Here is a 13,298-nt window from a genome sequence, read left to right as displayed (position 1 = left end):
GAACAGCCCCAACGGTTGTCACCGCGTCCCGGGCCGACTTTCACCGACCGCCCCGCGACGAAATGATCGCCTTCATCGACACTCATCGCGATCAGTTCGGGGTCGAGCTCATCTGCCGTGCTCTGCGGGCAGCTATCCCGGGGTTCCTCACGTCCCGCGGTTACCGGGCTGCCCGCAGCAGGCCGGCATCCGACCGCGAGATCCGCGACGAACAACTGATCGCCGACCTGCGAACCGTGCACCGCAAGAACTTCTCGGTGTACGGGGTCAAGAAGATGCATCACGCTATGAAACGCCAGGGATGGCACCTGGGCCGCGAGCAGACCCGTCGGCTGATGCGCAAGGCGGGTCTGCGCGGGGTGCAGCGGGGCAAGCCGGTGTTCACCACGCTCACCGACCCCGCCGACCAGCGGCCTGCCGATCTGGTCAACCGGCAGTTCAAGGCTGGCGCACCGAACCGGCTATGGGTCGCCGACATCACCTTCGTCCGGACCTGGCAGGGGTTCTGCTACACCGCGTTCGTCACCGATGCGTGCACTCGCAAGATCGCCGGATGGGCTGTGGCCTCGACGATGCGCACTGAGGATCTTCCATTGCAGGCATTCAATCATGCTGTGTGGCAGGCAGACTCAGATCTATCTGAGTTGGTTCATCATTCCGACCGCGGATCGCAGGGCGGATTCAACTGGTCGTCGCAACACCTTGATCACGGAGGTGTTGTGTGGCGAAGCTCAAGGAAGCGAAATCCGTTGGCGGGCGGCGGCAGTGGGCGGCTGACCGGGCGTTGCGGCCGGCGATGCGGTCACCAGGGCGGCCGGAGCCCTCGCGTGCAGTGCAGCGCCAGTTTTGGCGGCTGATCGCCCAGGGCGTTTCGACCGACGATGCTGCTGCTGGAGTCGGCGTGTCAGCACCGGTGGCGCAGCGGTGGTTTCGCCACGCTGGCGGTATGCCACCGATCAGTCTGGATGAGCCTACGGGCCGGTATCTGTCATTCGCAGAGCGGGAGGAGATTGCGCTGCTGCGTGCCCAGGGCGCTGGCGTGCGTGAGATCGCCCGCGAGATTGGGCGTGACCCCTCGACGGTGTCTCGGGAACTGCGCAGAAACGCAGCCACCCGCAGTGGAGCGCGGGTCTACCGCGCAGGTGTGGCGCAGTGGAAAGCCCAGCAAACAGCGAAGCGGCCGAAACCGGCGAAGCTGGTGGTCAACGAACAGTTACGCGAGTACGTGCAGCAGCGTCTCAATGGCAGCGTTCACCGCCCGGACGGCACCGCCGTTCCAGGTCCACAAACCGGGGCCTGGAAGGGGCGCAACAAGCCGCATCGACAGGACAGGCGTTGGTCGACGGCCTGGAGCCCGCAGCAGATCGCGCACCGTTTGCCGATGGAGTTCCCCGATGATGAGTCCATGCGGATCAGTCACGAGGCGATCTATCAGTCGTTGTACATCCAGGGGCGTGGGGCGCTCAAGCGAGAGTTGGTGGCGTGCTTGCGAACCGGCCGGTCGCTGCGGGTCCCGAGGGCAAGGACTCAGAACAAGCCGCAGGGGCACGTCACCGCCGAGGTCGTCTTCAGCAAACGGCCCGCCGAAGCCGCTGATCGTGCCGTGCCCGGGCACTGGGAAGGTGACCTAATCATCGGTACTAGCCGCTCAGCGATCGGCACCCTGGTGGAACGCAAGAGCCGCTCGGTGATGCTGGTTCACCTTCCCCGCCTCGAGGGGTGGGGGCAGGAGCCGCCGGTGAAGAACGGGCCGGCGTTGAGCGGATACGGCGCCGAGGCGATGAATGCCGCCCTGATCGCATCGCTCGCGCAGTTGCCCAAGCAGCTGCGTCAGACCCTCACATGGGACCGCGGCAAAGAGCTGGCCGCGCACGCCCAGTTCACACTCGATACCGGAACGAAGGTGTTTTTCGCCGACCCGCACTCTCCGTGGCAGCGACCCACTAACGAGAACACCAATGGCATTCTGCGTCAGTACTTTCCGAAAGGAACTGACTTATCGCGATGGTCTGCCGAGGAACTCGAAGCTGTGGCGCTGACGCTCAACAACAGACCGCGCAAGGTCCTCGGCTGGAAGACCCCCGCCGAAGTCTTTGCACAGCAGCTACACTCGCTCCAAGAACCCGGTGTTGCATCGACCGATTGAACTCGCTCAGTACCTATCGCTGGCCTATACCGACAGGCTGGTCGAGCTTGGCATCGCCCCGTCGGTGGGGTCGCGTGGCGATAGTTATGACAACGCCCTCGCCGAAGCAGTCAACGCCGCCTATAAGACCGAGTTGATCAATCGGAGAAGGCCGTGGCGGTGCGTCGACGACGTCGAACTCTCGACCGCCGAATGGGTCGCCTGGTACAACCAGGAACGCCTGCACGAAGCCCTCGGCTACGTTCCACCGGCCGAGTACGAGGCCGCCCTCACCGGCACCTCACAACCCGCGAGCCAGCCATCCCCGGCCCTCGCAACCGAGTAGGAACGAAACCTGGGGTACTTCAGTCATGGAGGCCTACCTGCACGGCACCTCCACCCGCAAGGTCGACGACCTGGTCAAAGCCCTCGGGGCCGATACCGGGATCTCCAAAAGCGAGGTCTCGAGGATCTGCAAAGACCTCGACACCGAAGTCGCCGCCTTCCGCGACCGCCCACTGGGCGAGCAGCGCTTCCCGTATGTCTTTCTCGATGCCACCTATTGCAAGGCCCGGGTCAACCATCGGGTGGTGTCCCAGGCGGTGGTCATCGCCACCGGAGTGGCCGCCGACGGCCGGCGTGAAGTGCTCGGCTTTGAGGTCGGCGATTCCGAGGACGGGGCGTTCTGGACGGCGTTTCTACGGTCATTGAAGTCCCGCGGCCTGACCGGGGTGCAACTGGTCATCTCCGATGCCCACGCCGGCCTACGGGCCGCCATCGAAGCCGTCCTGATCGGGGCGGCGTGGCAGCGCTGCCGGGTGCACTTCCTGCGCAACGTGCTCGCCCAAGTCCCCAAGGGCTCCGCGGAAATGGTCGCCGCGGCGATCCGCACCGTCTTCGCCCAACCCGACGCCGAGCACGTGCGCGAGCAACTCGACACCATCGCCGGGATGCTGGGCCGCCAATTCCCCAAAGTCGAAACCATGCTGCGCGAGGCCGCCAACGACATCACCGCGTTCGCCGATTTCCCTGTGCCGCATTGGAAGAAGATCTGGTCGACAAACCCCTTGGAACGCATTAACAAGGAAATCAAACGGCGCACCGACGTCGTCGGAGTGTTCCCCAACCCCGCTGCCCTGCTGCGCCTGGCTGGCTCGGTCCTGGTCGAGGCTCATGACGAATGGCAGGTCGCCGACAAACGCTACCTGTCCGAAACCAGCCTCGCACTGCTCGACAACACCGACCAGAGCGCCGAAACCATTGCCCCCACAGCCGCTCTCACGGCATAGTGATTACTGGCAGAGCCTCACGCGAACACGCGACGCTCTTACACCACTTCCTGGGACGTGACCGTTTGCTGTGTTCCAGTAATAACCAGAGCACTTCCACCGATCCTCAACGCGAAAGACCTACCGGAACAACCGACCAGGTCATCCACGCGTCGAACGCGTAGTGCAGAAACAGATTCGCGAATTCGCGAGCCCTGCGCCAGCAGGCCGTTGCTCGATCATCACACGGTCCCGTCGCGCGCGCCGGAGGTTGCCCTGCTACACCCCGCGTTCGACGGGCATGCTGCCGCTGTTGACGGCCTGCACCAGCAGCGCATGGTCGGCCTCGGTCTGGTCGGCATAGCGGCGGGCGAAGACGCACAGGGCGTCGTCGACGCGTGCCGACGGGCCCATGTAGCCGGCGATCATCGAGGCGCCGCTGGTGCGCGCATGGCCCTTGGCCAGCAGCTGTCCCACCACGCCGGCATAGTCGACCAGCGCATTGGCATCCATCGCGTCCAGCGGAATGGTGCCCTTCATGTTGCGGAACTGGCGCACGTAGTACTGCAGTCCGTCCATGGTGGTCCAGCCCAGCAGCGGATCGCTCACGGTCTGCAGTGCCTGCTGGTACTCCACCACGCGCTGACCCTGGTGCGCGTGCCATGCCGACTCGCCGTGCACGTAGCGCGCCAGCACCGACCGCCGGGCCTGCTTGAGCTGGAGGAACACCACGTCCTCCGGCGAAGACCCTTCCAGCAGAGCCACATACGCGCGCAGCCCGACGCTGCCGACACCGACCACCTTGTGTGCGACGTCGAGCAGGGTGTACCCGCCGAGGACCCGGCGCCAGTGCGTCGTGAGGGTCTGTAGGTAGTCGTCGAGCGCCACGGCGAGCGCCTCGGCTTCGCGGTCGGGCAGCCGCGTGATCAGGGGCGGCTCCTCGACGATCCGGCGGACGCCGCCCACCTCCTTGGTGAAGCGTGGCAGTGCGCGGTCGCTCGTGCGGTTGCGGGCGCGGTTCGCCGAGCGCACCACCTCGTCCTGCAGCGGTCCGGCCATCTGGCCGGCCAGCCGGTCGACGTCGATTCGGGTGAACGAGCGGGAGAACAGCGGCTCGTTCGCGAGCCGGCGCAGCTCGTGGCGGTAGGCGCTGACGCATGAGCGCACCGCGTCGCCGAGCGCGTCCTCGGTGGCCCCGTTCTGCCGGCCCGCCACCCAGATGGCGGCCACCAGCCTGCGCAGGTCCCATTCCCAGCAGCCCGGATGCGCCTCGTCGAAGTCGTTGAGGTCGATCACCAGGTCTCGTTCGGGTGAGGCGTAGAACCCGAAGTTGCCCAGGTGCGCGTCACCGCACACCACCGGCCTGATGCCCGTCGATGGCAGGCGGGCGACGTCCTCGGCCATCACCACCGCGGTGCCGCGCAGAAAACCGTACGGGGAGGCCACCATTCGGCCCACCCGGATCGGGATCAGCCGGTCCAGGCGACCGTGGTGGTTCTCCTCGATCAGCCCGACCGGGTCGGGACGATCCGCGGTCGGCGACCAGTCCGCCAGCGACCGCCGCGGCACCTTGTGGCGCAGGCTGCGGCCCAGTTCATACCGCTCGGCACGGCTGACCGGGCGCCTCAGCAGCGAGTGGTATGGACTGCTGTCGGTGTCGGCCAGCACGGTGTGCCGGCCTTGGGGGACTTCGGTTGCGCCGCTCATCGCAGCGAGGGTGGCTGCGTCGAGGCTGAATCCCCGTCGACGTCGACGCCGGAGAATTCGCGTAGCTTCGACAGGCGGTGGAAGGCGTCGATGATCCGAACTGTGCCCGATTTCGCGCGCATCACGATCGATTGGGTGTGGGCGCCGCCTCCGGTGTAGCGCACACCGCGCACCAGGTCGCTGTCGGTCACACCGGTTGCCGTGAAGAACACGTTCTCACCGGAGACGAGATCCTCGGTGAACAGGACCCGGTCGAGATCGTGACCGTGATCCAGCGCACGCTGACGCTCCGCGTCGTCCGTCGGAGCGAGCCTGCCCTGCAGGGCACCGCCCATGCAGCGCATCGCCGCCGCGGCGATGATGCCCTCCGGGGTACCGCCGATCCCGATCAGCATGTCAGTGCCCGACTCCGGGCGCGCGGCCGCAATGGCCCCGGCGACATCGCCGTCGGAGATCAGACGAATTCGTGCTCCGGTGTCGCGGACCTGTTGGATCAGGTCATGGTGCCGGGGTCTGTCGAGAATGCAGACGGTGATATCCGACACCGACGATTTCCTGGCCTTGGCGACACGGCGCACGTTCTCGGGCGCCGGCGCGGTGATGTCGATGACGTCGCCCGCGTCGGGACCCACGGCGATCTTCTCCATGTAGAACACTGCGGACGGGTCGAACATGGCATTGCGTTCGGCGACTGCCAGCACGGAGATCGCATTGGGCATGCCCTTGGCCATCAGTGTCGTGCCATCGACCGGGTCCACCGCGAAATCGCATTCGGGGCCGTTGCCGTTGCCGACCTCTTCGCCGTTGAACAACATTGGGGCTTCGTCCTTCTCGCCCTCACCGATGACGACGACGCCGCGCATTGCGACCGTATTGACGAGCTGGCGCATGGCGTTGACGGCCGCACCGTCGCCGCCCTCCTTGTCGCCGCGGCCGACCCAGCGGCCCGCCGCCATCGCGCCCGCTTCGGTCACCCGCACCAGTTCCAGGGCCAAGTTGCGGTCGGGGTGCATGTGCAGCGCGGTGGTCCTGCCCTGCGTCATCACACACCATCCCTGTGAGCGGCCGCGCCGAGTCGGACATCGGGTGCCCCGAGTCGAGAGGCGTCGGCGGTCAGGTCGTCGGCCTGGTGCTGCGAATCGACCTCGGAGGCCACGCGTGCGTCGTAGTGCGCGAGTTCGCGAGCGATGTCCGCATCGTCCCAGCCCAATACCGGCGCGATCAGCTGGGCGACCTCGCGGGCGGCGGCGACGCCCCGGTCTGGGACCTCGATCGAGATTCGGGTCCGACGGGTCAGCACATCTTCGAGATGCCGGGCGCCCTCATGGCTGGCGGCGTAGTAGGCCTCGACCTTCAAGTACTCGTCGGCGCCGGTGAGGGGCTCACCCAATTCGGGACGTCGCTCGATCAGGTCCAGCAGCTCGGTGATCAGGGTGCCGTAGCGGCCCAGCAGGTGCTCGACGGTGGACACCCGAAGGCCGGCATCCTGGGCGATCCGGTGCCGCGAATTCCATGCGGCGATATGGCCGTCGGCCCCGACCAGCGGCACGCGTTCGGTACAGGACTCGGGGACCTTGCGTTCCAGTCCGTGCACCGCCGAGTCGACGGCATCCTTTGCCATTACCCGGTAGGTGGTGTATTTGCCTCCCGCGATGACGGTCAGACCGCGCACCGGACTGGCGACGGCGTGTTCACGCGACAGTTTGCTCGTCGAATCGGATTCGCCTGACAGCAGCGGGCGCAGCCCCGCGTAGACACCGACGACATCCTCACGCGTGAGCGGGTCGGCCAGCAGGGTGTTGGCGTGGGCGAGCAGGTAGTCGATATCGGTTTGACTGGCCGCGGGGTGAGCCAGGTCGAGCGCCCAGTCGGTGTCGGTCGTACCGATGATCCAATGGCTGCCCCACGGAATGATGAACAGCAGGCTCTTCTCGGTGCGGGTGATGATCCCGGTCGCCGAGTTGATCCTGTTGCGGGGCACCACCAGGTGGATGCCTTTCGACGCCCGCACCTTGAATTGACCACGGCCCCCCACCATCTGCTGAATCTCGTCGGTCCACACCCCCGCGGCGTTGATCACCTCACGGGCGCGGATGTCGAACTCGTTGCCGCTCTCGAGGTCTCGCACGGTGGCTCCGACCACACGGTCGCCCTCCCGGAGGAACCCGATGACGCGGGTGCTGTTCGCGCATACCGCGCCGAACTCGGCGGCCGTGCGGCTGAGCATCATGGTGTGCCGCGCGTCGTCGACCTGTCCCTCGTAGAAGCGCACCGCGCCGCGGATAGCGGAACGGTTCCCGGAAGGGAAGGACTCCATCGTCTTTCGGCGGCTCAGGTGCCGGTGATGGCCGGGCACTCCACGGCCGGCGCCCATGACGTCATAGACTCCGATGCCCAGTCCCACGTACCCACGGTCGATCTTCTTCTCCAGCGGATAGATGAACGGCACCGGGCGAGCCAGATGCGGACACAACGTGTTGAGCACCAGGCTGCGTTCCCGCAGCGCCTCGAACACCAAGGCGAAGTTGAACTGCTCCAAATAACGCAGCCCGCCGTGAAACAACTTGCTGGATCGGCTCGACGTTCCCGACGCGTAGTCCCGGGCCTCGACCAGCCCGACCGTCAATCCCCGGGTGGCCGCGTCGAGCGCCGCGCCTGCGCCGACCACTCCGCCGCCGATAACGAGGATGTCGAACTCTTCGCTGCTGAGCCGCCGTAGCGCCTCAGTCCGCGCGCAGGGGCTCAGGGGTTGTGCTGTACTCACGTCTAGTTCTCCTCGAAATTAGTTCTGTGCCAGAGGGAATTCGGACATCAGACCACTCACTCGACATCGACCCAGTCCAGCGAACGTGTTACCGCCTTCTTCCAACCGGCGTATCCGGCGGTACGGTCCGCGTCGCTCCACTCCGGAGTCCAGCGTCGGGACTCGTTCCAGTTCGCGCGCAGTTCATCGGTGTCCTTCCAGAAACCGACGGCCAAACCCGCCGCGTAGGCCGCGCCGAGGGCCGTCGTCTCGGCGACGACGGGCCGACTGACCGGCACGCCGAGAATGTCGGCCTGCATCTGCATGCACAAATCGTTGGCCGTGACTCCGCCGTCGACCTTCAACACCTCGAGGTGTACACCCGAATCGGTTTCCATGGCTTCGGCGACGTCGCGGCTCTGATAACAGATCGCTTCCAACGTGGCTCGGGCTACGTGGGCGTTGGTGTTGTATCGGCTCAGGCCGACGATGACGCCCCGTGCGTCACTTCGCCAGTAGGGCGCGAACAGGCCCGAGAACGCCGGAACGAAGTAGATGCCGCCGTTGTCCTCGACCTGCCGGGCGAGCGTCTCCACTTCGCTTGCGCCCGCGATGATGCCCAGCTGGTCACGCAGCCACTGCACCGCCGAGCCCGTCACCGCGATCGATCCCTCGAGCGCGTACACGGGGGCGTTGGTGCCGAGCTGGTAGCACACGGTCGTGAGCAGCCCGCTCTTGCTACGTACCGGTTCGGTCCCGGTGTTGAGCAGCAAGAAGTTTCCGGTGCCGTAGGTGTTCTTGGCTTCGCCCGGAGCAAAGCAGACCTGTCCGAACATCGCCGCCTGCTGGTCCCCGAGGGCACCGCCCAGGGCGATGCCACCGTAGGGCAACGTCGTAGACGTGTGCCCGTACAAGGTGGGGTCCGACGAAGGCCGGATCTGGGGCAGCATCGCCCGCGGAATACCGAAGAACCCCAGCAGTTCGTCGTCCCAGTCGAGCGTTTCGAGGTTCATCAACATCGTGCGGCTGGCATTGGTGACGTCGGTGACGTGGATACCGCCGTCCGGACCGCCCGTGAGATTCCACAGCAGCCAGGAGTCGGTGTTGCCGAAAATGGCGTCGCCGTTCTCGGCGTCGGCCCGGGCGCCGGGAACATTCTCCAGAATCCAGGCGATCTTGCCGCCGGAGAAGTAGGTCGCCGGCGGCAGACCCGCCTTTTCCCGGATCACCGCCCCTCGGCCGTCTCTCTCCAGTGCGCTGGCGATCTTGTCGGTGCGGGTGTCCTGCCAGACGATGGCGTTGTAGTACGGCCGTCCGGTCTTCTTGTTCCACACCACGGTCGTCTCGCGCTGGTTGGTGATCCCAAGAGCGGCAAGGTCGGTCGGCTGCAACATGGCACTGTTGAGCGCCGTCTGCACCACCGACGTGGAGCGCTCCCAGATTTCGACGGGGTTGTGTTCGACCCAGCCGGGTCGGGGCATGATCTGCTCGTGTTCGAGCTGGTGCTTGCTCACCTCGTTTCCGGAGTGATCGAAGATCATGAACCGGCTACTGGTGGTGCCTTGGTCGATGGCACCTACGAACTCAGCCATTACTGCTCCTTCAGTGGTTGTCGGTGGTGTTGGGTCAGTGGTTGATGTCGCTGGGTAGGAAACGTGCGATGCAGTATTTGTAGAGGGCCCCGCCGATTACCGCGCCGATCAGCGGGCCGAGGATGGGAACCCAGAAGTAGAGGTTTCCGTACTGATCGCGCCAGGCGTTGTCGAATCCGGTCACGAATGACGCCAGCCGCGGCCCGAAATCGCGGGCGGGATTGATGGCGTATCCGGCGTTGGTACCCCATGCCATGCCGATGCCCACCACCAGCAGGCCCACGATGAATGGCGTCAGGTTGGCCAACGGCGCCGAGTTGCGGGCGTCGGTGATCGCGAAGACCAACAGGACGAGTATCGCCGTGCCGATGATCTGGTCGCGCAGGGCGCCCAGATCGGTGACGGGCAACGTCCCGTTGCCGGGCAGTGTCGAAAAAACTCCCTGGCTCTTGACGGTGTGACCGGGGTCGAATTTGGCGAGAACCTCGGCGTAGTTCCACCGCACCACCAGGGCTGCGAGGAACGCGCCAGCAATCTGGGCGCTGGCGTAGGGTGCGACCTTTCGCCACGGAAAGCCTTGGAACAGCGCCAGAGCCATGGTCACCGCCGGGTTGAGGTGCGCACCGCTGACCCGCCCCGCGACATAGATGCCCAGCATCACCCCAAAGCCCCACGCCCAGGCGATGCTGTCGTGATCGCCGAGTCCGCCGGCGACCACCTGCGCCACCACACCCACTCCGAACAGGATCAGAACGAACGTGCCGAAGAATTCGGCTGCCAACTCTCCGATCATGGACGGAACTCGGACCACCGCAGACGGTAGATCGAAATTCTCCTGTCGTGTATCCGATGCCATCTTGTTCCCCTTTTCGCGTATCCGGTGTGATTCGGCACCCAACTGGCCAGGGATGTGAGGACAGTCTCATCATGGCCGCCAGCGAACGGTAACCATCACGGTGATAGCGGCCAACGGTTCCTGTTCGGCATCACCGAATGCGCTCCGTTCGGCAATGCCGAACGGATGGGCCGTGCACGCTATACGCTGAGCCGGTGTCGGTGCAGTCGGTGGAACGAGCCGCCGCGATTATGCGAGTACTGGCCAAGGAATCAGAGCCAGTCACGCTCGCCCGGATCGCCGAGGCGGTTGGCCTGGCAAAGGGAACCACGCACGGTCTGTTGAAGACGTTACTGGAGGCGGGGTTTGCCGAGCAGGACCCCGATTCCGCGCGCTACCGGATCGCGTCGATGATGTTCGGCCTGGGCACAGCGCGCATCGACGTCAACCTGCTGCGGTCCCGGGCAATCAATTGGACCGATGCACTGGCCGCACGATCGGGGGAGGCGGTCCGCGTGGCGGCGTTCCGCGACGGTCGCGTTGTCACGGTTCACCGTGTCGTTCCGTCGAATAGGACCGACAAGGGCCTCGGCGGAGGCCCCGGCACCCCGCTGCACGCATCGGCACTCGGCAAGATCCTGCTGGCGCACGATGTCGGTGCATACCGCAGCATCGATGGTATCGCCTTGGACGGGTTGACGTTTCACACCATCACCGACAAGGTCCGGCTCGATATGGAACTGGCCCACGTCCGCGACGAAGGCTGGGCCGCCGAGGTCGAAGAATGCGAGCCCGAGATCGCTACCCTCGCGGCCCCGATTCGCGATCAGCACGGATCGGTTGTGGCGGCGGTCGGCGTCGGTGGGCACCGCGATCGGCTCTGCGACACACGCGGCCGGCCACGCCAGGCGCTGGTGACGCTGGTGGTCCGGACGGGACGGTCGATTTCCCGCGAACTCGGGCACGGGCGGAGCCGGTGACCGAGTATTTCGTCGCCGCGCTCGACCAGGGGACGACGTCGAGTCGGTGCATGGTGTTCGACCGGCATGGTCACATGGTTTCCATCGCGCAGCGTCTGCACGAGCAGTTCTTCCCTCGTCCGGGGTATGTCGAACACGATGCCGAAGAGATCTGGCGTACGGTCTGCGCCATACTGCCCGAGGCGATCGCTGACGCAGACATCGACTCCCGCCAGGTCATCGCACTGGGCTTGACCAACCAGCGTGAGACCACTGTGGTCTGGGATCGATATACCGGCCGCCCCGTACATCGGGCTATCGTCTGGCAGGACGTCCGCACCGCGGACATCGTCAAGACCATCGCACGGGAGATGGACCCGGCCGAGATCACCGCGCGCACGGGACTGCCCTTGTCCACCTATTTCTCCGGACCCCGGTTGCGTTGGTTGTTCGAACACATCCCTGACCTCCGTGCACGGGCGCAGCGTGGCGATGTCCTGTTCGGCACGATCGACACCTGGCTTCTGTGGAATCTCACCGGCGGAGTGGACGGCGGTGTGCATGCCACCGACGTCACCAATGCCTGCCGGACGCTGATGATGAACCTGGAGACACTCGACTGGGACGACGAGCTGTTGGCGGTCTTCGGTGTCCCGCGGTCGATGGTGCCGCAGATCAGACCCACCATGGCCCGATTCGGCCGCACCCGGGAGCCGATCGAGGGTATCGAAGTCACCGCGCTGATCGGGGACCAGCAGGCCGCTCTGTTCGGGCAGACCGCCTTCGACGCCGGCGCGGCGAAGTGCACATTCGGCACCGGTAGCTTCCTACTCCTCAACACCGGCGGCGACGTCGTGCAGTCACGCCACGGTCTGATCAGCACCGTCGCATACGCGATCGACGGCGAGGCACCGGTCTACGCGCTCGAAGGCTCCGTCGCAGTCGCGGGTGCGCTCGTCGACTGGTGCCGCACCAACATGGGTTTCATCGACGCCTCTCCCGAAATCGAGACCGTCGCGAACACCGTCGCGGACAACGGCGGCTGCTATATCGTCCCCGCGTTCTCCGGTCTCCTGGCGCCGCACTGGGACCACGCGGCGCAGGGGATCGTCGTCGGGCTCACCGGACATACCAGCCGCGGCCATTTGGCCAGAGCGATCCTGGAGGCGGTCGCCTTTCAAGTGCGTGACGTCGTCGAAGCGATGGACTCGGATGCCGGACGGCCCACCAGGTCCCTCGCGGTCGATGGCGGAATGACCTCCAACAATCTGCTCATGCAGACCGTGGCGGATCTTCTGGACGTGACGGTGGTTCGGCCGATGATGACCGAGACGGTGGCGCTCGGCGCGGCCTACGCCGCCGGCCTCGGCGCCGGGTACTGGCCGAACAAGGCCGTCCTACGACAAAACTGGCAGCGCGCTGCCGAGTGGCTTCCAGCGATGGACGATTCCCGCCGCGCGTTCGAACTTGGACGCTGGCAAGACGCCGTACGCCTGACATCCGCATGGGGTCGCACCAGGCGATAGCGGGCGATGCGGGGGCGGGCCGAGCCCAGGCCGGTCAGTACGGCAAATGGATCCGAGGTGCGCACACCGCTGCGGGCTTTCGTGAGTCAGGAGTGGGCCCCATCAGCGTGTCATTGGCCGCGAAGGGCGCTACTGGGCGAGAAAAAGTAGCCTTCCGGGAAAGGCATCGCCACACCCGGTACGTAACGTCACGTGACGCATTAGGGCCGGTAAGCGGCCCCGTGACGGAAGTCAGGCAAACCGACGCCCAGCAAAGCCGTCTCGTGAAGGATCTTGATATCGACGATGCCGACGAACCGGCGGCCCCGAAATCGGCCCGCCATCAGGCCGCTACTCAGGCGCGGTGGGATCGTCGTTCCCACCGGCAGGTTGCTCGCTGATGGTGCGCCGGGTGGGCCGTGACGGTGATGGCGCGGCGTTGCGGGCATTCCTGCTGGCCAACGCGCAGGCGGTGTTGCAGTCCACGTTGGACGGGCCTGGCTACCGTCACGGGTGTTGGCCGTCGTTGAAGATGACGATGTCGGCGTCATCGGTGTTGATGAC

The 13,298-nt window shown here is 65.7% G+C and carries 10 protein-coding genes and 2 pseudogenes; 7 read left to right on the top strand and 5 right to left on the bottom strand.

Annotated features, from left to right (window positions below):
• From EB75_RS27620 to EB75_RS27605, 4 genes and pseudogenes are all read left to right on the top strand, one after another.
• Positions 1 to 857: IS3 family transposase (locus EB75_RS27620; RefSeq protein ID WP_142239864.1), on the top strand; the 857-nt coding region annotated here is incomplete at its 5' end.
• Positions 797 to 2,146, top strand: coding sequence for an IS30 family transposase (locus EB75_RS27615; protein WP_286150335.1), 1,350 nt, complete (start codon positions 797 to 799; stop codon positions 2,144 to 2,146). The genes EB75_RS27620 and EB75_RS27615, both read left to right, overlap by 61 nt.
• Before the next feature lie 4 nt (positions 2,147 to 2,150).
• Positions 2,151 to 2,471: pseudogene (locus EB75_RS27610) on the top strand (integrase core domain-containing protein); the annotation flags it as partial.
• A 19-nt stretch (positions 2,472 to 2,490) separates the two neighbouring features.
• Positions 2,491 to 3,414: pseudogene (locus tag EB75_RS27605) on the top strand (IS256 family transposase); the annotation flags it as partial.
• 258 nt (positions 3,415 to 3,672) lie between these two features.
• On the opposite strand, the gene EB75_RS27600 reads toward EB75_RS27605, so the two are convergent.
• From EB75_RS27600 to EB75_RS27580, 5 genes are read right to left on the bottom strand one after another with little or no spacing between them, the layout of a single operon-like run.
• Positions 3,673 to 5,100, bottom strand: coding sequence for a DUF2252 domain-containing protein (locus EB75_RS27600; RefSeq protein WP_073698396.1), 1,428 nt, complete (start codon positions 5,098 to 5,100; stop codon positions 3,673 to 3,675).
• The gene (gene glpX, locus EB75_RS27595; protein WP_174557741.1) at positions 5,097 to 6,143 is read right to left on the bottom strand and encodes a class II fructose-bisphosphatase; all 1,047 of its coding nucleotides are present in this window, start codon (positions 6,141 to 6,143) and stop codon (positions 5,097 to 5,099) included. Before glpX ends, EB75_RS27600 begins: the two co-directional genes overlap by 4 nt.
• Entirely contained in the window at positions 6,143 to 7,864 is a 1,722-nt protein-coding gene (locus EB75_RS27590; protein ID WP_073698395.1) for a glycerol-3-phosphate dehydrogenase/oxidase, read from the bottom strand. The genes glpX and EB75_RS27590 overlap by 1 nt, the downstream gene beginning before the upstream one ends.
• 56 nt (positions 7,865 to 7,920) lie before the next feature.
• Positions 7,921 to 9,435 carry a glycerol kinase GlpK gene (gene glpK, locus EB75_RS27585; protein ID WP_073698394.1) on the bottom strand — a complete coding sequence of 505 codons (1,515 nt, stop codon included), beginning with the start codon at positions 9,433 to 9,435 and terminating at the stop codon, positions 7,921 to 7,923.
• Between the two features lie 34 nt (positions 9,436 to 9,469).
• Entirely contained in the window at positions 9,470 to 10,225 is a 756-nt protein-coding gene (locus EB75_RS27580) for an MIP/aquaporin family protein (protein ID WP_217267734.1), read from the bottom strand.
• A gap of 260 nt (positions 10,226 to 10,485) precedes the next feature.
• Between EB75_RS27580 and EB75_RS27575 the strand changes: the two genes are divergently transcribed.
• The 3 genes from EB75_RS27575 to EB75_RS29085 form a co-directional block, all read left to right on the top strand.
• Positions 10,486 to 11,250, top strand: a complete 765-nt coding sequence (locus EB75_RS27575; RefSeq protein ID WP_286150334.1) for an IclR family transcriptional regulator — start codon at positions 10,486 to 10,488, stop codon at positions 11,248 to 11,250.
• Positions 11,247 to 12,755 (top strand): glycerol kinase GlpK, encoded by a 1,509-nt coding sequence (gene glpK, locus EB75_RS27570; protein WP_073698391.1) that lies wholly within the window; start codon positions 11,247 to 11,249, stop codon positions 12,753 to 12,755. Before EB75_RS27575 ends, glpK (EB75_RS27570) begins: the two co-directional genes overlap by 4 nt.
• Positions 12,756 to 13,098: 343 nt before the next feature.
• The coding region (locus EB75_RS29085) for a hypothetical protein (RefSeq protein WP_142239863.1) at positions 13,099 to 13,298 on the top strand (200 nt) is incomplete at its 3' end.

It is taken from the genome of Mycobacterium sp. ST-F2 (assembly GCF_001905655.1).
GTDB lineage: Bacteria > Actinomycetota > Actinomycetes > Mycobacteriales > Mycobacteriaceae > Mycobacterium.
The sequence above is the reverse complement of the archived record's forward strand: the minus strand, read 5'-3'. Positions and strand labels throughout refer to the sequence as shown.

What these genes read in the sequence shown, in the direction of transcription:
- EB75_RS27615 (WP_286150335.1), top strand. Translation starts at nt 797, where the DNA reads ATGCGGTCACCAGGGCGGCCGGAGCCCTCGCGTGCAGTGCAGCGCCAG.
- EB75_RS27600 (WP_073698396.1), bottom strand. Translation starts at nt 5,100, where the DNA reads ATGAGCGGCGCAACCGAAGTCCCCCAAGGCCGGCACACCGTGCTGGCC.
- glpX (WP_174557741.1), bottom strand. Translation starts at nt 6,143, where the DNA reads ATGACGCAGGGCAGGACCACCGCGCTGCACATGCACCCCGACCGCAAC.
- glpK (WP_073698394.1), bottom strand. Translation starts at nt 9,435, where the DNA reads ATGGCTGAGTTCGTAGGTGCCATCGACCAAGGCACCACCAGTAGCCGG.